Genomic DNA, 18,947 nt, shown 5'->3' with positions numbered 1-18,947 from the left:
GTTAAGGCATGCGCCGTTCCTGACCGGGAACGGCGCTGCCGTTATTGTTCATCAGCGCGCTTTAAGCATCCGGCTCGATCAGCAGTATTTCAATCGACTGATTCCCTGCCGGCCGCTCCCACACCACTTCATCGCCTTTCTGCGCACCGATCAATGCACGTCCCAGTGGCGAGCCCCAGTTGATCAGCCCTTTGGCGGCATCCGCCTGATCCTCCCCGACCAGATGCACGCGCTGCCGGTTGTCTTCTTCATCCGCGAACGTCACCCAACTGCCAATTTGTACCTTTTCGGTCGAGACGGCCGTTGTCACAACCTGCGCGCTTTGCAGGCGCTGGGTGTAGTAACGCAGGTCGCGTTCAAGGTCAGCCTGGCGCTGTTTGTCAGCGGCGTCTCCCAACGCGGTTTGCGCACTGTGCTGCGCCTGCAGGCTGCTGACGTGCTTCTTGAGCAACTTCAGGCCCTCGGCAGTGACGTAATTGGTCTGTGCGCTGACCAGCCGCTCTACCGGTTGCTCGGCATCGGCGGCAGCGTTGTCTTCGTTTACAAATGCGCGGCTCATGAGGTGTCCTCCCTAATGAGCTTTGGGCCACAAGCGGACAGCATTGGTTTCGTCGATTTTCCCGAGTGCGTCAGTTGGGGCGATAGGCCTTGGCTGCACTGCGGGTCTTCTCTCGCTCCCAGGCACGGTCACGATCGTTGAAGACCTGGCCGGGGTCGAGTCGGTCGCGGTTATCCTGCGAGGCCTGACACTGGCGAAAACCGTCAGTCCAGCCTTGGGCGTAGAGCTTGTCCTTCAGATAGCGGGGTACGTTTTTTCTGAATTGACCGGTGCTGGCACCTGCTGCGTCCCTGCCACTGCTGCAACCATCCTGATAACCGTCTGCAAAGCCCGGCGGATAACCCTCGGCCAACATCTGGTCACGGGTGGACTGACAACCTGCCAGCACGATGGCCAGCGACAACAACACCCAATACCGCTTCATGGTGGTTCCCTCTACTTATGAGAGGAGTCTAGAAGGTAATTTGTGAGTTATTTGTAAAAGCGATGTAGGGAATAAGTGATGGCGGCGTGCCTTTATTTTGAGGCAGCGCCGCCCGCAGTTTTTGCACTCACCTTGTCAGTAGTGATACCACTTCACTTCAAGCATTACTTCGTTTTGCGGTGAACTCATCTGGCTGAATTCGCGTTGGGCACTCAGGCGCAGGCCGAGGTTGCGCGACAGCTCCCACTGCTGATTGAGGCTGACGCTGCGGCGTACTTCGCCATTGGTGAAATAGTCGCCCTTGGCTTCCAGGCTCAGGTTACCCAGCGGGTTGCGCCACAGTACGCCAGTGTTGAAACCAGCAGCGGGGGAGATGAATTCGGCGAAGTCGTTGTTGTGCTCGACGCGCACGGTGCCCAGCGCAAAGCCCAGCACTTCGTCGCCCAATTGCCAGGTACCGCCACCACCACCGTTGACGTGGCTGACAAGGTTTTCATCGCCATGTTTGCCAAGTACCCGTTCCAGCCCGCCGGTGACTTGCCATGACCAGGGTTTCAGCAGCTCGGTACGCGGGGTCAGGGAACGAATGGTGGCCAGGTCCAGTTGCTGAACTTGCCAGTCGTTACCTTCGTATTGGCGCACCTTGAGCTGAAGAATTTCGATCTGCGCACCCAGCGGAAAGCCATAGGCGTTGTCGTTCAGGTCGTGATAGGCCATGCGCAGGCCATATTCGGCGAACGCTTTGTCACCGCGCGTGCCGGCACCCAGTTGCCAGGTACGTGATTCGTGGCCTTCTTCCGGCAGGCCGGGACGCGGGATGTCCAGCTGTGGCGGCGGGTTCTGATTGATCGCCTGCAGCAATTCGAAACTGCGTTGCGAGCGCTGCGTGTCGCGTTCAAGCCCGTTGGCGCGGTAGCGCTCCAGACGATAGGCCGCGTCCTGAATCAACGCGCGGCGTTCTTTCGGCTGCGCGAGGTACTCGCTGTTTTGCAGTTGTTTCTGATCGGCGCTGACTTTCAGCACCCACTGTTGCTCGTCGGCATCAAGGGGCTCGGCGCGGCTCAGCAGTTCCCGCTCGCGGGAAGGGCGATAGTCGATCTTTTCAACCAGCCCTGCAGCCTTGATCGCCTTGACCGTATCGGTCGGGATCGCAGTCAGGCCGAACTGCTCGGTGAGATTCAGCCCGGGTCGTGCGACCTGCAGCAATTCCAGCAGACGGTACGAGCAGTTTTCGTCGAAGAAGAAATAGCTGAAGCGAATCTGCTTCAATTCCCAGACATGTTCGACCATGCGCCCGGTTTCTTCCGGGGTCAGGTTCAGTCGGTATTCCCACAGGTCACGGTTTTCCAGGCTGCGGTATTCCGAGAGCTTTTCCTGATAGGGCACCAGCGCAAACAAGCCAGGGTAGCCGCCAGCCAAGCCTTTCCAGGCATACAGAATGCTGTTGTCCATGCCTTCTATGTAGGCACCGAAGTTGATCGCATAGCTGAGTAACGTGGTGTTGTTGGTTTTCGCGCTGGCCGGATCGATGCGCAGTAACGTGTGGCCGAACATCGACGAGGGGCTGTTGAGGTATGCGGCCGGAAAAATCAGCACGGTGCTGTCCGGTGCCACATCCTTGTACCAGGCCTTGAACTCCTTGCAGTCCGGCGTGGGCAGGTCAGTCAGTTGCAACTGGTCGCGCAGCCAGCGGGTGCGTGCCGGGTACACGCACTGGGCGTGGGTCTGTTCGTTGGTTACGGGGGCGTATATGGCGTCAAGTGTCGCGCTCAGTTCCGCCTTCGGGTCGTGTGCACCGTCGGCAGCGAGAAAGAATTTCGGGTCTGTCACATAGCTGCGCCAACCACCGAGCTTGCCTGCCTCGTAGTGACCCAGTGAAATCCAGAACGGCTCATTGGCCAATTGCTGCAAACGGTCAGCGGTAGCATGAGGTGCCGCAGACAAGGGGGCACAGACAAACAGCGCCAGCGAGACAAGACGTTTGAGCATAGAGGGCAACTAGTCAGGAGAAGTCAGGAAAGGTGATCCCGCCCTTTGCAATGAAAGGGCGGGCGAACGACTTTAAGCCTGGGTAGCGTACTTGGCCAGAGTCGGATCGTTTTTCAGAACGTTGACGGTGTTGGTGTGAACGTCTTCAGCGGTGGCGTCGGCCTTGCTGAAAATTTGCGAGAAGTGCTCGTGAGTGACCGCAGCGAAGTGCTCACGATCTTCTGGTGCAACGCCCAATACCACAGCGTAGGTAGTCAGTGCTTCGCCCTGACCCATCGCCATGTCCTTGGAAAGTTCATCCATCATGCCGTTCATGGCAAGCCAGGATTTACCGCCGTAAGTCAGTGCGCCGTTGGTCGAGCAGCCGTTGGTACCGGAGGTCATGCCGAAGGTGGCGTTACCCGAGGTGCCGTTGGTGGTTGAGGCCAGGAAGTGAGCTGGAGTGCCGCGTTGACCTTCAAACAGCATGTTGCCCCAGCCGCAGTCCGGACCGCCTGGCGCTTGAGCCATAGCGTTGATGGATACAGCGGCGAAGAGCGTTCCAAGAAGAATCCGTTTCATAGCTTTTTCTCTTTTTAGTTCAGCCAAGGGTCGAGTTTCTTGAGTAGTCACATCAAGACAGACGGCCAACCAGCAACCACCTGTGCAGTTTGGAGCTTAGGCGGGTTCCAAGGGTTCCGTGAGCTATTACAGATTATTGCCGGAAATGGAAATTTTCCGGGCCGCGGGCAATTGCTTTGAGCCTGTAGGCGCCTTTCGGTTTTTCCTGCCTTGCAAGTCTTGTACGGCGAGCGCCAGAATGCCGACATCTGCCCCGCCTGATGTAAGGATTACTGATGCCCGATTCTGTCGCAGCCAACCTACGCCTGGCGCCACATGCGCTGACCCGTCCGTTTTCCGCTGAGCAGTTCAGCTTTGCGACCACTAACGAGCTTGAACCCTTTCGCGGTGTACTAGGCCAGGAGCGTGCCGTAGAGGCCTTGCAGTTCGGCGTTGCCATGCCGCGCCCCGGTTACAACGTATTTGTCATGGGCGAACCCGGCACTGGCCGCTTTTCGTTCGTCAAACGCTACCTCAAGGCCGAAGGCAAGCGGATGAAGACGCCTTCGGACTGGGTTTACGTCAATAATTTCGATGAGCCCCGCGAGCCCAAGGCGCTGGAACTGCCACCAGGCACTGCCCATGAGTTCACGGCCGACATCGGTGGCCTGATCGATAACCTGCTGGTGACCTTCCCGGCGGTTTTCGAGCACCCGTCCTATCAGCAGAAAAAAAGCTCGATCGACCGTGCGTTCAATCAGCGCTACGACCGCGCACTGGATGTGATCGAGCGCCTGTCGCTGGAAAAGGACATCGCGCTGTATCGCGACAGCTCCAACATCGCCTTCACGCCGATGGCTGATGGCAAGGCGCTGGACGAGGCCGAGTTTTCGCAGTTGCCCGAGGCTGATCGGGAGCGTTTTCACGAAGATATCTCCGCCCTTGAGGAGCGCCTCAACGAAGAGCTGGCCAGCCTGCCGCAGTGGAAGCGTGAGTCGAACAACCAGCTTCGTCAGTTGAACGAAGAAACCATCACGCTGACCTTGCAGCCACTGTTGGCACCGCTCTCGGAAAAATATGCCGAGAACGCTGCGGTCTGCGCGTACCTGCAAGCGATGCAGGTGTACCTGCTCAAGACGTTGGTCGAGCAGCTGGTCGACGACGCCAAAACCGATGCTCAGGCACGCAAGTTACTGGAAGAGCAGTACAGCCCGAGCCTGGTGGTGGGAAATACCCGCGACGGCGGCGCACCGGTGGTTTTCGAGCAGCATCCTACGTATGACAACCTGTTCGGGCGCATTGAATACAGCACCGATCAGGGCGCGCTGTACACCACGTATCGCCAGTTGCGGCCCGGTGCGCTGCATCGCGCAAATGGCGGCTTTCTGATTCTGGAAGCCGAAAAAATGCTCGGCGAGCCGTTCGTCTGGGATGCGCTCAAGCGCACCCTGCAGTCGCGCAAGCTGAAGATGGAATCGCCGCTGGGCGAGCTGGGGCGCGTGGCAACCGTGAGCCTGACGCCGCAGGTTATTCCGTGGAACGTCAAGATCATCATCATTGGTTCGCGCTCGCTGTATTACACCCTGCAAGACCTCGATCCTGACTTTCAGGAGATGTTCCGGGTACTGGTCGATTTCGACGAAGAAATTCCGATGGTCGACGAGACGCTCGAGCAATTCGCCCAATTGCTGAAGACCCGAACCTCGGAAGAGGGCATGGCGCCGTTGACCGCCGATGCGGTGGCGCGACTGGCGACCTACAGCGCTCGACTGGCTGAACATCAGGGGCGTTTGTCGGCGCGTATCGGCGATCTGTTCCAGTTGGTCAGCGAGGCAGACTTCATCCGCCAGTTGGCCAACGACGACAAGACCGACGCCGGGCATATCGAGCGTGCGCTGAAGGCCAAGGCCACGCGCACCGGGCGGGTTTCCGCGCGGATTCTCGATGACATGATGGCGGGTGTGATCCTCATCGACACGGACGGTGCCGCGGTCGGCAAATGCAACGGCCTGACGGTTCTGGAAGTCGGTGATTCGGCGTTTGGCGTGCCGGCGCGTATTTCCGCCACGGTCTATCCGGGTGGCAGCGGGATTGTCGACATCGAGCGCGAGGTCAATCTTGGCCAGCCGATCCACTCCAAAGGCGTGATGATCCTCACCGGCTACCTGGGTAGCCGTTACGCTCAGGAATTCCCGCTGGCGATCTCCGCGAGTATCGCGCTTGAGCAATCCTACGGTTACGTGGACGGCGACAGTGCGTCGCTGGGCGAGGCCTGCACGCTGATTTCAGCGCTGTCACGCACACCGCTCAAGCAGTGCTTCGCAATTACCGGCTCCATCAACCAGTTCGGCGAAGTGCAGGCGGTGGGCGGGGTCAACGAGAAAATCGAAGGCTTCTTCCGTCTTTGTGAAGCACGCGGGCTGACGGGCGAGCAGGGCGCTATCATTCCGCACGCCAACGTCACCACGCTGATGCTGGATGAGCGTGTGGTGCAGGCCGTGCGTGACGGGCAATTCCATATCTATGCGGTACGTCAGGCTGACGAGGCCTTGAGCCTGCTGGTCGGCGAGCCTGCCGGTGCGCCTGACGAGAATGGCGAGTTTCCGGAAGGCAGCGTGAACGCACGTGTGGTTGAGCGCTTGCGCGATATCGCGGAAATGCTCAGCGACGAAGACCTCAAGGAAGAGCTGGAGAAGGAGCCAGCCCAGTTACAGCCTGAACTGAAGGTCTGACAACGGCGCTAGCCGGGCGGTGCTTACGCCGCCCGGTATTGCGTTCATCAGCAATCCGTTCATCAGGGATATTTCCCGCGGGACGGTTTTCTTCTAATCTTGATCATGACCGCAGTGGCCAATCGGATTGGCGCACATCCTGCTTTGCCAGACGGATGAATACTGTTGCTGATCAGGAGCGCATCATGCAGCGTAGCCTTTGCCTTACCCGAGAATGCATGGGGCTGATGACCCGCATCGAATGTGTCATTCGGCCTCTTCCCCACGATGGCGGACAGTGGATGGTGTTTTTCGCTGCCGGCATGGCTGAAGAACAGCCCTCCGCGATCAAGTCCCAAGGGCCGTTCAACGGCCTGCCAGCAGCGCAGGCGGTACTGACGAGCATCATCGAGAGCCTGTCGCTGCATGGTTATCAATGCGCCGATGATGTACCAATATGGACCTTGCATATTCAAGCCGAACTGCGCCGTATCAACAGTGGCATGGTGGTATGTGAGCGCTCATCGCTTTTCTAGCCAGTCGGCGCTACGCCAACCGGTCTCCTGACAGTGCATATCTGCGTGCTGTGCGATATTTTGTCGCATCTCCAGAGCAGCGCTTTACCGCTGATATACTCGCCCGCTTCTTCAAAACACCTTGCGAGTATCAATGGAACGTTTTTTTGAAAATGCCATGTACGCATCGCGCTGGCTGCTGGCGCCGATCTATTTCGGTCTTTCTCTTGGGCTGCTGGCGTTGTGTCTGAAATTCTTCCAGGAAATCTTTCACGTCATCCCCAACATCTTCTCGCTGGCCGAAGCTGATCTGATTCTGGTGCTGCTGTCGCTGATCGACATGGCGCTGGTGGGTGGTTTGCTGGTGATGGTTATGATTTCCGGCTACGAGAACTTCGTATCGCAGCTGGACATCGATGAGGACAAGGAAAAGCTCAACTGGCTGGGCACCATGGATTCGTCTTCGTTGAAGATGAAAGTGGCGGCCTCCATTGTGGCAATTTCCTCCATCCACCTGCTGCGGGTGTTCATGGATGCCACCAACATCAAGCCTGAATACCTGATGTGGTACGTGATTATCCACATGACCTTCGTGATATCCGCGTTTGCGATGGGCTATCTGGACAAGGTCACCAAGCACTAAGGCGACGCGCGATGAAAGGGGCGGGCGTTATCGTTTCTGGCATGTCGGCGCTGTGTGTTGTAAAACGTCCGTTCCGATGCATCAGGCATTTGCGCAGGAGGTTCGATCATGAATTATCAGGAATTTATCGAACACGCCCAGGCCGGGCGGGTCGATGAGCTGAACCTGATCTCCATCGAAGGCGGCATCTATCTGCTGGATGTGCGCATGAATGGCACTTCGGTGATGCTCAAGGACCCGGCAGGCAAGACCCTGCATCTTCGCTCGGTGGAGCATGCGCGGGATTTGCTCAAGGACATACCGGTGGTGCCTTTTTACCTGGTCCATTGTGTGGTCCATGACGAGCTGTGCGGCATGCCGGTCAATGACCGCTCTGAAATGCGCCTGCCGATCTCGTTTCATTCCTCCTGGTCCTGATCGCCAGCCGCGTATTGCTGCTGCGGTAGGGGCTGTAGCGGCAATTGTGCTAGGCTGCTCGGCCTTTTGGTTCGGGGCGCATCAGGGTAGCGTGATTGCCGTTCAGGTTTTGCGCGATACCGACTGCGTGCCCCTCTGCGGAGCAGTGTCATGTCCGAAGTCAATCTGTCCACCGACGAAACCCGCGTCAGCTACGGCATTGGCCGTCAGTTGGGCGATCAGTTGCGCGACAACCCGCCACCGGGTGTCAACCTGGAAGCCATCGTGGCTGGCCTGCGTGATGCGTTTGGCGGTCAGCCAAGCCGAGTGGGGCAGGAAGAGATGTCCGCCAGCTTCAAGGTCATCCGTGAAATCATGCAGGCCGAAGCGGCCGCCAAGGCTGAACAGGCTGCGGGTGCCGGCAAGGCTTACCTGGCAGAAAATGCCAAGCGCGAAGGCGTGACCACACTGGCCTCGGGTCTGCAATTCGAAGTGCTGACCGCTGGCGCTGGCGCCAAGCCAACCCGTGAAGATCAGGTGCGCGTGCACTATCACGGTACGCTGATCGACGGTAACGTCTTCGACAGCTCCTACGATCGTGGCGAGCCTGCGGAATTTCCGGTCAGCGGCGTGATTGCTGGCTGGACCGAGGCACTGCAACTGATGAACGCTGGCAGCAAATGGCGTCTACACGTACCGAGCGAGCTGGCTTATGGCGCTCAGGGCGTAGGCAGCATCGCACCGCACAGCGTGCTGGTGTTCGACGTGGAACTGCTGGACGTTCTGTAAGCGACCCGGTCGATGCAGATAGTCGCTGAACGAATCGCGCTGATTCGTTCAGCGGTGGGGTTGTGCTGATGCTCCATGCTCAGTGCAACTCACCCATCGGGCGCAACGCCCGCGCGTAGCAGAACAGAAACAGGTTTCTCACCAGTTCCTTGAGCACCAATGGCTCGCTGGAACTCAAGCTGCACACATCCAGATCGCCCTGATCACGTAACTCCTCCAGCGCTTCCTCTTCCAGCACCGCACACACTTCGCCTGTCTCGCGATGAAGAATTCTCAGGTAAGGGTGGGGTCTGTCCAGCCATGCATCGATCAAATAGGTCATGTCTCATCTCCTGTGTAAGTTAGATGAGAATAATTCTTATCGGGATAATAGCAAGGCTCTATTGAGATTAATTCTCATTTTGCGCTGAATGGTTGATCCAGATCAGCGAATGCCGACGCGGAGCGTCGGGACGATAGTTACAGAACTATCGTTCCTCACGCTCCGCGTGGGAATGCCGTTCGTGACGCTCTGCGTCACACAGCGACGCCGTCGGCCTGTCAGTGATGCTCGCGGGTCGCGCGGAATTTCACGTCGGGCCAGCGTTCTTCCATCAGCGCCAGGTTCACGCGGGTAGGGGCGAGGTAGGTCAGGTGACCGCCGCCGTCCATTGCCAGGTTTTCCACCGCCTTGTTCTCAAACTCTTCTAGCTTCTTCTTGTCGTCGCAGTCGATCCAGCGGGCAGACCACACGGTGATCGGCTCGTAGGCGCATTCGACCTTGTATTCTTCCTTCAGACGGCTGGCGACCACATCGAACTGCAGCACACCGACGGCGCCGAGGATGATGTCGTTGCTGCGCTGCGGGAAGAACACCTGCGTGGCGCCTTCTTCGGCCAGCTGTTGCAGACCCTGACGCAATTGCTTGGACTTGAGCGGGTCCTTCAGGCGCACGCGGCGGAACAGCTCCGGGGCAAAGTGCGGAATACCGGTAAAGCCCAGTGCTTCGCCTTCGGTGAAGGTGTCGCCGATCTGGATGGTGCCGTGGTTGTGCAAACCGATGATGTCACCGGCATAGGCTTCTTCCAGTTGCTCGCGCTCCGATGAGAAGAACGTCAGCGCATCACCGATCCGCACGTCCTTGCCCAGGCGCACGTGGCGCATTTTCATGCCCTTGTCGTAACGGCCAGAACAGATACGCATGAACGCGATACGGTCGCGGTGCTTGGGGTCCATGTTCGCCTGGATCTTGAACACGAAACCGCTGAATTTCTCTTCGGCCGGCTCGACGGTGCGCTCGTTGGCCACGCGTGCCAGAGGCTTGGGAGCCCAGTTCACCACGGCATCGAGTACATGGTCGACGCCGAAGTTGCCCAGCGCGGTACCGAAGAACACCGGGGTCAATTGGCCGTCGATGAATTCCTGCTGGTTGAACTCGTGGCAGGCACCCTGCACCAGTTCCAGTTGCTCGACAAAGCGGTCGTACTCGTCACCCAGATGGGCGCGGGCTTCGTCCGAATCGAGCTTCTCGATGATTTTGGTTTCGGTACGCTCGTGGCCGTGACCTGCGGTGTAGACAATGATGTAGTCGTCGGCCAGGTGATAGACACCCTTGAAGTCCCGGTAGCAACCAATCGGCCAGGTGATCGGTGCCGCCTTGATCTTGAGCACGGCTTCGATTTCATCAAGCAGCTCGATCGGGTCGCGGATATCGCGGTCGAGCTTGTTGATGAAGCTGACGATAGGCGTGTCGCGCAGACGGCAGACATCCATCAGCGCGATGGTGCGTGGCTCGACGCCCTTGCCGCCGTCGAGGACCATCAGCGCGGAGTCGACTGCCGTCAGGGTGCGGTAGGTGTCTTCGGAGAAGTCTTCGTGGCCCGGCGTGTCGAGCAGGTTGATCATGTGCTCGCGATACGGAAACTGCATCACGGACGTAGTAATGGAGATACCACGCTGTTTCTCCATTTCCATCCAGTCGGAGGTGGCGTGACGGTCGGATTTACGCGACTTGACCGTACCGGCGACTGAAATGGCCTTGCCCATCAGCAGGAGTTTTTCCGTGATGGTGGTTTTACCCGCATCCGGGTGGGAAATAATGGCGAAAGTGCGGCGTTTCGCGACTTCGGCGGCCTGTTGGGTCATGGGAAATCGCCTGGGATGGGATTGAAAAAGGGCGCAGATTATAGCTCAACTCGCGGCAATAACCGAACCGTTCAGACAATAAACGATGGCCAGATAATGTCTCGTGTGGGAACCTTTCAGGTCGTGGAGACGTCCACTCCCCCGTCAAGGCTCGCAACGAAGCCAACGCAAGGGGCTGATTCATCAGCATGTTGGTTTGACGAAGCTGCGCTTATGGCTTGTGTTTTCGCCGAGGTTAAACCCTTACCGGCGACCCACCCGCTGCTCTTCGCGAACGTTATTGCCGGTGTCCTTGTTTGGATGCTCTGGTCAACGCGTTCGCCGACTGAAATAAGGAGTCCGCCTGTGGCTAATCGCTATGGCAAGGGGCTATTGGGAGGTGCGGTTGTGATCGCACTCCTGGCCCTGCTGATCCACTGGATCGGCATCAGTACTATCAAGCAATACCAGGATGACCTGCTGTTCTACCTTCAGGCTCACCTGATTCTGGTTCTGGTTTCAATGTTGGCGGCCCTGGTGGTCGGCATTCCTGCAGGCATTGCTCTCAGCCGACCGAGCATGGTTGGCCGCGCTGAACGCTTCATGCAGATCTTCAACATTGGCAACACCGTTCCTCCTCTCGCCGTTCTGGCCATTGCCCTCGGAATTCTCGGGATCGGCAGCGGGCCGGCGATCTTCGCGCTGTTCCTCGCCTCTCTGTTGCCTATCGTGCGTAATACTTACGAAGGCCTGAAAAACGTCCAGGGTTCACTCAAGGAAGCTGCCGTCGGTATTGGCATGACTCCGCGTCAGGTGCTGTGGCGTGTCGAGCTGCCCAACGCCGTGCCGATCATTGTCGGCGGTGTGCGTGTCGCGCTGGCGATCAATGTCGGGACCGCGCCACTGGCGTTTCTCATCGGCGCCAACAGCCTTGGCAGCCTGATTTTCCCGGGCATTGCGTTGAACAACCAGCCGCAACTGGTGCTGGGTGCAGCGTGTACCGCTCTGCTGGCGCTACTGCTCGATGGTCTGGTGACACTGGCCAGTCGTCTTTGGCTGGAACGCGGACTGGCTCGCTGAGCGAAGGAATTCTCATGAAAAGAATATGCTTGTTTTTAGGCTTTGCCTTGCTGTTTCCGGCACTTGCCCAGGCTGCGGAAAAGCCGCTGCTACGTATCGGCGCACGGGTGTTCACCGAACAGACCATGCTTGCCGAACTGACCGCGCAATACCTGCGGACCAAGAACTACGACGTCCAGATTACCGGCGGCCTTGGCAGCAACCTGGCGCGCAGCGCTCAGGAGAGCGGTCAGCTGGATCTGCTGTGGGAATACACCGGTGTATCGCTGGTGGCCTACAACCACATCGACGAAAAACTCGACAGCGCTCAGACCTATGCGCGGGTCAAGGAAGTGGATGCGAAGAAAGGCCTGGTCTGGCTTTCACCGTCGAAGTTCAACAACACCTACGCGCTGGCACTGCCGCAGAAAGTGGCTGACAAGTACCCGCAGATCAACACCATGACCGACCTGACCAAAGTGCTCAAGGACGAAGCCAAAGAGGGTCATGTCGTAGCGCTGGACACCGAGTTTGCCAACCGTTCCGACGGCCTTATCGGTATGGTCAAGCACTACGACATGAACCTCGGTCGTGAAAACACCCGGCAGATGGACGCCGGGCTGGTCTACACCGCGTTGCGCAACGGTCAGGTTTTCGCCGGTCTGGTGTACACAACCGACGGTCGTCTGAATGCGTTCAAGCTGAAAGTGCTGGAAGACGACAAGCACTACTTCCCTGACTACACCGCAGCGCCGGTGATCCGTCAGGAATATCTGGACAAGCATCCGGACATCGCCACGCTGCTCAAGCCGCTGGCTGACCTGCTGGACAACCAGACCATGATCGACCTCAACGCGCGCGTCGACGTCGGCCATGAAAGCCCCTCCACGGTGGCTGCAGACTTTCTGCGCCAGCACCCATTGAATTAAGGAAGGAGACGATATGAGTTTCTTGAGCGCCTTCTCCCATCTGGACTGGGCACAGGTTCTGCAACTGACCTGGCAGCACATTACGCTGGTGGGCATTGCCGTGACCCTGGCGATTCTCGTCGGCGTGCCACTGGGCGTCCTGATGACACGTTTTCCGGCTCTGGCGGGCCCGTTGCAGGCCAGCGCCACGGTATTGCTGACCGTGCCGTCGATTGCCCTGTTCGGCCTGTTGCTGCCGTTCTACTCCAAATTCGGCCAGGGCCTTGGCCCGATGCCGGCTATTACCGCAGTGTTTCTCTATTCGCTGCTGCCGATCATGCGTAATACCTACCTGGCGCTGACTGGCGTCGAACCGGGTATCCGCGAGGCCGCCAAAGGCATCGGCATGACCTTCGGCCAGCGCCTTCGCATGGTTGAACTACCTATCGCCGTACCCGTCATCCTCGCTGGTGTGCGCACCGCCGTGGTGATGAATATCGGTGTCATGACCATTGCCGCGACCATCGGTGCCGGTGGTCTAGGTGTACTCATTCTTGCTTCTATCAGCCGCAGCGATATGTCGATGCTGATCGTCGGCGCGGTACTGGTCAGCATTCTGGCCATCATCGCCGACCTTCTCCTGCAATGGCTGCAACGCACGCTGACTCCAAAAGGATTACTGAAATGATCGAACTCCAGAACCTCTCCAAGACTTTCCAGAGCAACGGCAAAGAAGTGAAGGCTGTCGATTCGGTCAGCCTCACGGTCAACGAAGGCGAAATCTGCGTCTTCCTCGGCCCCTCGGGCTGCGGCAAGAGCACCACGCTTAAAATGATCAACCGCCTGATCATGCCGACCTCCGGCAAAGTGCTGATCAATGGCGAAGACACCACTGATCTGGACGAAGTGACCCTGCGTCGCAACATCGGCTACGTGATTCAGCAGATCGGTCTGTTCCCGAACATGACCATCGAAGAAAACATCGTGGTGGTGCCCAAGCTGCTCGGCTGGGACAAGCAGCGTTGCCATGACCGTGCCCGTGAACTGATGAGCATGATCAAGCTGGAGCCCAAGCAGTACCTGCATCGCTACCCGCGTGAATTGTCCGGTGGTCAGCAACAGCGTATCGGCGTGATCCGTGCACTGGCTGCAGACGCACCCCTGCTGTTGATGGACGAACCGTTCGGTGCGGTCGACCCGATCAACCGTGAGATGATCCAGAACGAGTTCTTCGAGATGCAGCGCGCGCTGAACAAGACCGTGATCATGGTCAGCCACGACATTGATGAAGCCATCAAGCTGGGCGACAAGATTGCTATCTTCCGTGGCGGCAAACTGCTGCAGATCGATCACCCGGACACCTTGCTCGCACATCCGGCTGACGACTTCGTCAGCAGCTTCGTCGGCCAGGACAGCACGCTCAAGCGCCTGCTGCTGGTCAAAGCCGAAGACGCCGCCGACAACGCACCGTCGGTCAGCCCGGAAACCCCGGTGGCCGATGCGCTGGACGTGATGGACGAAAATGACCGTCGCTACATCGTTGTCACCGACAGCGAGAACAAGGCAATGGGCTACGTACGTCGCCGTGACCTGCATCGCCAGCAGGGCACGTGCGCGCAGTTCCTGCGTGAGTTCAACGCAACCGCCGCTTACGACGAGCACTTGCGCATCCTGCTGTCGCGCATGTACGAGTTCAACCGCGCCTGGCTGCCGGTACTGGACGCCGAGAACGTGTTCCTGGGTGAAGTGACGCAGGAGTCCATTGCGGCTTACCTGAGCTCGGGTCGTTCGCGTGGTATGAAGACCAGTATTGTTTCGCCTGCGGACGTTGCAGCCGAAGCACAGGCATAGTCTGGAAAGATCAGCCCGGTGCCGCAAAGGTGTCGGGCTGATCGTGTTTTCCACACCGTTTTACCGCGAATATCCGCAAGCCCTCTCTTTATCGTTCCGTGCAGGCCGTTTTCCAGACGGCTAGTAGCCACAGCTATTCGATCACCGGTCGTCAGCCATTCTCCTGTCGAAGCTCACGGCTGATCTTCGCGTTTGAAAACTGTCGGATCGCCCAGCGCCTTTCAGTCGCTTATTACCCTGCGGGGAACATCTGCCTGTCATGCAGGTCGGTTAAACAGGTCCTTGGGAAGGCAACTCAAGCACTCTGTGCAAAAACGCGACATTTTTTGTTGATATCCGGCCCCTCAGGTCCTAAAGTTCGCGCCGAACGTCCATGCTGGAAACGATCCATCCGGCTCAAGTACTGACGACGAGACAGCAAGGCCAGGAAGGCAGCCCTTCAGGGCCTTTTTGCTTTCGGCGACATGCCTTGGGAAGTAGGCGAACCAAAGTGGGGATACGGAGGGCGTTCATTTGCACCCATTTACCAATACCGCTTGCCATCAGGAGTTCCAGCAGCATGTCGATCAATGTCGAAGACTACTATTCAGCCGAAACCTTCAAGAAAATGAAGACGTTCGCTGACAAGCAAGAAACTCCGTTCGTGGTCATTGATACCGCCATCATCAGCAAAGCCTACGACGACCTGCGTGCGGGCTTCGAGTTTGCCAAGGTCTATTACGCTGTCAAAGCCAACCCGGCCGTCGAAGTCATCAATCTGCTCAAGGACAAGGGTTCCAGTTTCGACATCGCGTCGATCTACGAGCTGGACAAGGTCATGAGCTGTGGCGTTGGTCCGGAGCGCATCAGCTACGGCAACACCATCAAGAAATCCAAGGACATTCGCTATTTCTACGAGAAGGGCGTGCGTCTGTTCGCAACCGACTCGGAAGCGGACCTGCGCAACATTGCCAAGGCTGCGCCGGGTGCGAAAGTCTACGTGCGTATTCTGACCGAAGGCTCGACCACCGCCGACTGGCCGCTGTCGCGCAAGTTCGGCTGCCAGACCGACATGGCCATGGACCTGCTGATTCTTGCCCGTGATCTGGGTCTGGTGCCTTACGGCATCTCGTTCCACGTCGGCTCGCAGCAGCGCGACATCAGCGTCTGGGATGCTGCCATCGCCAAGGTCAAAGTGATCTTCGAGCGTCTGAAAGAAGAAGACGGCATCGTTCTCAAGCTGATCAACATGGGTGGCGGCTTCCCGGCCAACTACATCACCCGCACCAACAGCCTGGAAACCTACGCTGAAGAGATCATCCGCTTCCTGAAGGAAGACTTTGGCGATGACCTGCCGGAAATCATTCTCGAGCCAGGCCGTTCGCTGATCTCCAACGCCGGTATTCTGGTCAGCGAAGTCGTGCTGGTCGCGCGCAAGTCGCGTACTGCGGTCGAGCGTTGGGTGTACACCGATGTGGGCAAATTCTCCGGCCTGATCGAAACCATGGACGAAGCCATCAAGTTTCCGATCTGGACCGAGAAGAAGGGCGAAATGGAAGAAGTGGTCATTGCCGGCCCGACCTGCGACAGCGCCGACATCATGTACGAGAACTACAAGTACGGCCTGCCACTCAACCTGGCCATCGGTGACCGTATGTACTGGTTGTCGACCGGTGCCTACACCACCAGCTACAGCGCAGTGGAATTCAACGGCTTCCCGCCATTGAAATCGTTCTATCTGTAAGCGTTGTCCTGATATGAAAACCCGCGAGTGATCGCGGGTTTTTTTTGCGTGTCATCCAGGGTTCAGACAGTCAGATCCTGTCCAGTGTCGAACGCTTCTGAAAGACGCTGAATTTCCCGCACGTTGAATTGATAGCTGTTTGGCTGCCGTTTAACGGCAGCTGCATAAACGCAGGTTGCAAGGGCGTACAGGCCGTTACCCTTGCAACGTGGCCTTCGGTGGCGTCAGCGAATGCGGTTCAAGTAGCCGATCAACTGTTGGCCCGATTCGATCAGGCGCATGCTGCGTTGCCTGTCATCGGATGCACCCTTGGTGTTGACGACCAGAAAGCTGTCCAGAGTGTTTTTGATTTTCTGGTATTGCTCGACATAAGCGGCACGCTGCTCGTCAAAAGCGTTGAAGCATTCAATCAGCTCAATGCGCTGTGCGAGCGATATTTTTTCCTTGTCCATGCTTGCCAGTTGCTGGGACAGGGCATTGATGCGCTCGCGAAAACCATCACGGCGTTTGATCATCATGATGAGGTTGATTCCCGCTTCACCCTTTTCCAGGGTCGCCTTCATTTGCTCGAGCGCCAGCATGATCACGGCGAGTTCAGGGGGCTGCATTCCCAGGCCCAGCACCTTCTCCGCAGTGATCAACGTGTCCTTGGCAATACTCGCCGCACCCTTGCTTTCCAGGGCGTCAATAGCGGTGCTCAGCACTTGACGCTCTTCTTTCAACTTCTCCAGGCCGGTGTGTAAAGCGTCGAGTCTGGTGCCTGCTTTTGCCATGTCACCTTGCAGACTCTGTGCAAACTCAGCGGTCTGCTGTCGATCAATACCTTGTGTCATTTCACTCAGAGCACTGGCCAGTTGCTGGGCTGTGCCAGCGGCATTGTTCACAAGGCGCTGACACTGAACGTCGATATCTTCCAGCTCTTCGGCATCGATGGGAGTGGCGGAGGGTTGAGCGTACTGCCTCAGCAGGGCGGTCTTCGACTCGATATCGATGATCAGCCGTTCAGTGTGTTCTCCGAGGTGCTGTTGTTCAGTGACGGCCAGGATGTTCAGGCGTGCGAGCTTTTCATAAAGGTTGGGCAGGTACTGGGTCTTGGCAAACAGAAGGTCTGCCGTTACCAGACTGTTACGCATGAGGTGAAGACTGCGAGTCATGATATCGCGGTCGGGTACTTGACCAGCGAAGGCTGTGTCATTGGGCGTGAACGTATTTTTCATTGTCGAGTTATCCATAAATCCGTTTATATTCTTCATCGGCTTCCTTAAACACATTAAGCAAGGCGTCCGAGTCGACTTCGATGGTCTTCCAGGGGTGAACGACTTGTCTGAAGTGATTCATAAATTGCCGTAAAGACAAGGCGTCGTTTATTTCGGACGCCGATACCGCAGACGCTTCAATAAACAAAAACAGCTTGTTCCATACGGTAATCAGGTTTTTAGTGGCCACGTCGGCATCGACCACAATCGTTGCCAGGTTCTGCAAATTAAACTTTACCCTGCTCAATGAGCCCAGAATAGTGTTCTTGTCTTGCAAGGTGTCTATGTCGGCGGTTTGTTGCGCCATTAATTCATTGCGTGCGCCCCTGACATTTTCGGCTTCGACGCCGAAATAAATGCCCAATGCCAAGCCCACAATGTTCAAACTACTGACCGAATTCAACGATTGTTGTACCACCGTTTTGTACTCTTTGTTCTTTTCATCGATGTCCTTTGCGCGCTGTTCGATATCCAGGATCAGCTTCGCCACGTCGGCCGGCAGTGAACTGTTGTCGATGGCAACCATTTTGCGCTGTATCTCGGGCCCGACATGCAGCGACAGGTCCAGGCCAAACTGATCCAGTTCCTTCTTGATGGTTTGCGCATCGGCCAGATTGGCTGTAATCAGGTCCAGTATATCGGTGAGGTGAGAGCCGATTTCCTGGGTGATCTCCTTATCGTTTTCGTCCAGTTCGATGCCCGGAAAGTCCTTGCCCAGTTCAACACTCAAGCGTTTTACATCCTCCAGTGTCTTGATCTGATGATGGTCAACGATTTTTCCGGCCCTGACGTCGCCGTTGATCTCCTCCATGCTTTGGCCGTACACCAGCATCTTGCCTGCAAAGACCTTCAGTTTGCTGCCTATGCCCAGAAGGTCGGTGCGCAGCGGACTCCAGCGACGCGCATGCCGGTGGATAAGGTTGAAACTTTTCAGGAAGTCTTCAGGTTCAAGCCCTGCACCGGCGCCTTTTGAATAGCCGAGATAAACAATGATGTCCTCCAGTTCAATGGGCAGGGCGAGCCCCGCCAATTCATATTTCTTGAGGTTGATAATCTGTTCTTTGGTCAGAATCAAACCGGGTGCGCGGGTGACGTGCTTATCATTGGCAGACGACATCGTACCGAACAGTTCGGCCGTTTTTATCGCCTCATCCGCCTTGGGGTCTGCGGATAACGGTTCTGCCTGCATGACGTCATAAAACATTGGGTTCATGGGGATGTCCTTATTTTCACCGGGAGAACAGATGTTGACCTCCTCAATAAGTTGATGTTCTCGTGTTGAAAAAGATTAGGGGTTTAAGGGCGAGGGCGTCAAAGCATAAACATGGATTAAAGATGTAAGATAAATAACTCTTTACAGTCAGTCTGCCGTGGGCGACGGTCATTTTTAACAGAGGTGGTACATGTATAAAATTCAACGCTTTTAATAAATAGGTTTTGTTCCCGTCAGCAGCGCGAATGAACAGGAAAACCCGCGCTGC

At 57.1% G+C, this 18,947-nt stretch carries 18 protein-coding genes; 10 read left to right on the top strand and 8 right to left on the bottom strand.

All coding sequences use genetic code 11. The annotated features are described in order from the left end of the window. Positions 1 to 61: 61 nt before the first annotated feature. From KP808_RS21385 to KP808_RS21370, 4 genes are all read right to left on the bottom strand, one after another. A complete protein-coding gene (locus KP808_RS21385; RefSeq protein ID WP_004655509.1) occupies positions 62 to 559 on the bottom strand; it encodes a GreA/GreB family elongation factor in 498 nt (165 codons plus the stop codon). Between the two features lie 70 nt (positions 560 to 629). Then, on the bottom strand, positions 630 to 983 hold the full coding sequence (locus tag KP808_RS21380; protein WP_002555223.1) for a hypothetical protein: 354 nt from the start codon (positions 981 to 983) through the stop codon (positions 630 to 632). 135 nt (positions 984 to 1,118) lie between these two features. Next, positions 1,119 to 2,972, bottom strand: coding sequence for an Lnb N-terminal periplasmic domain-containing protein (locus KP808_RS21375; RefSeq protein WP_058401872.1), 1,854 nt, complete (start codon positions 2,970 to 2,972; stop codon positions 1,119 to 1,121). A 72-nt stretch (positions 2,973 to 3,044) separates the two neighbouring features. Then, positions 3,045 to 3,533: a DUF3015 domain-containing protein gene (locus KP808_RS21370; RefSeq protein WP_002555221.1), complete on the bottom strand. Its 489-nt coding sequence runs from the start codon at positions 3,531 to 3,533 to the stop codon at positions 3,045 to 3,047. 275 nt (positions 3,534 to 3,808) lie between these two features. On the opposite strand from KP808_RS21370, the gene KP808_RS21365 reads away from it, so the two are divergent. The 5 genes from KP808_RS21365 (at position 3,809) to KP808_RS21345 (ending at position 8,566) form a co-directional block, all read left to right on the top strand. Next, a complete protein-coding gene (locus KP808_RS21365) occupies positions 3,809 to 6,244 on the top strand; it encodes a Lon protease family protein (protein WP_054071850.1) in 2,436 nt (811 codons plus the stop codon). Positions 6,245 to 6,429: 185 nt separating this feature from the next. Next, on the top strand, positions 6,430 to 6,759 hold the full coding sequence (locus KP808_RS21360) for a PA4575 family protein (RefSeq protein ID WP_057401018.1): 330 nt from the start codon (positions 6,430 to 6,432) through the stop codon (positions 6,757 to 6,759). Positions 6,760 to 6,892: 133 nt separating this feature from the next. Further along, a complete protein-coding gene (locus KP808_RS21355; RefSeq protein WP_003313787.1) occupies positions 6,893 to 7,381 on the top strand; it encodes a TIGR00645 family protein in 489 nt (162 codons plus the stop codon). A gap of 108 nt (positions 7,382 to 7,489) precedes the next feature. Beyond that, positions 7,490 to 7,798, top strand: a complete 309-nt coding sequence (locus KP808_RS21350) for a DUF6482 family protein (protein WP_005733678.1) — start codon at positions 7,490 to 7,492, stop codon at positions 7,796 to 7,798. Positions 7,799 to 7,948: 150 nt separating this feature from the next. Next, positions 7,949 to 8,566 (top strand): FKBP-type peptidyl-prolyl cis-trans isomerase, encoded by a 618-nt coding sequence (locus tag KP808_RS21345; RefSeq protein WP_002555215.1) that lies wholly within the window; start codon positions 7,949 to 7,951, stop codon positions 8,564 to 8,566. 79 nt (positions 8,567 to 8,645) lie between these two features. Here the strand turns inward: KP808_RS21345 and KP808_RS21340 are convergent, their stop codons facing one another. Both KP808_RS21340 and KP808_RS21335 read right to left on the bottom strand, forming a co-directional pair. Then, on the bottom strand, positions 8,646 to 8,888 hold the full coding sequence (locus KP808_RS21340; RefSeq protein WP_002555214.1) for a PA4570 family protein: 243 nt from the start codon (positions 8,886 to 8,888) through the stop codon (positions 8,646 to 8,648). 218 nt (positions 8,889 to 9,106) lie between these two features. After that, positions 9,107 to 10,690, bottom strand: coding sequence for a peptide chain release factor 3 (locus KP808_RS21335; protein WP_230016825.1), 1,584 nt, complete (start codon positions 10,688 to 10,690; stop codon positions 9,107 to 9,109). 300 nt (positions 10,691 to 10,990) lie between these two features. Here KP808_RS21335 and KP808_RS21330 point away from each other — a divergent pair, with 300 nt between their 5' ends. From KP808_RS21330 to KP808_RS21310, 5 genes are all read left to right on the top strand, one after another. Then, positions 10,991 to 11,749, top strand: a complete 759-nt coding sequence (locus KP808_RS21330) for an ABC transporter permease (protein ID WP_407692663.1) — start codon at positions 10,991 to 10,993, stop codon at positions 11,747 to 11,749. 14 nt (positions 11,750 to 11,763) lie between these two features. After that, positions 11,764 to 12,657: a glycine betaine ABC transporter substrate-binding protein gene (locus tag KP808_RS21325; RefSeq protein ID WP_003431617.1), complete on the top strand. Its 894-nt coding sequence runs from the start codon at positions 11,764 to 11,766 to the stop codon at positions 12,655 to 12,657. Positions 12,658 to 12,670: 13 nt separating this feature from the next. Further along, positions 12,671 to 13,324, top strand: a complete 654-nt coding sequence (locus tag KP808_RS21320) for an ABC transporter permease (protein ID WP_005745339.1) — start codon at positions 12,671 to 12,673, stop codon at positions 13,322 to 13,324. Beyond that, positions 13,321 to 14,487, top strand: coding sequence for an osmoprotectant ABC transporter ATP-binding protein OsmV (locus KP808_RS21315; protein ID WP_122259403.1), 1,167 nt, complete (start codon positions 13,321 to 13,323; stop codon positions 14,485 to 14,487). Before KP808_RS21320 ends, KP808_RS21315 begins: the two co-directional genes overlap by 4 nt. Positions 14,488 to 15,046: 559 nt before the next feature. Continuing rightward, the gene (locus KP808_RS21310) at positions 15,047 to 16,210 is read left to right on the top strand and encodes a type III PLP-dependent enzyme (protein ID WP_005745335.1); all 1,164 of its coding nucleotides are present in this window, start codon (positions 15,047 to 15,049) and stop codon (positions 16,208 to 16,210) included. 224 nt (positions 16,211 to 16,434) lie between these two features. Here the strand turns inward: KP808_RS21310 and KP808_RS21305 are convergent, their stop codons facing one another. Both KP808_RS21305 and KP808_RS21300 read right to left on the bottom strand, forming a co-directional pair. Then, positions 16,435 to 17,427: an alpha-xenorhabdolysin family binary toxin subunit B gene (locus KP808_RS21305; RefSeq protein ID WP_230016824.1), complete on the bottom strand. Its 993-nt coding sequence runs from the start codon at positions 17,425 to 17,427 to the stop codon at positions 16,435 to 16,437. 7 nt (positions 17,428 to 17,434) lie between these two features. Continuing rightward, a complete protein-coding gene (locus KP808_RS21300; RefSeq protein ID WP_122259404.1) occupies positions 17,435 to 18,679 on the bottom strand; it encodes an alpha-xenorhabdolysin family binary toxin subunit A in 1,245 nt (414 codons plus the stop codon). Between the last annotated feature and the right edge of the window lie 268 nt (positions 18,680 to 18,947).

Origin of the sequence: Pseudomonas savastanoi (assembly GCF_020917325.1) — a bacterium.
GTDB lineage: Bacteria > Pseudomonadota > Gammaproteobacteria > Pseudomonadales > Pseudomonadaceae > Aquipseudomonas > Aquipseudomonas amygdali.
This window is presented reverse-complemented; position numbering and strand designations above follow the sequence as displayed.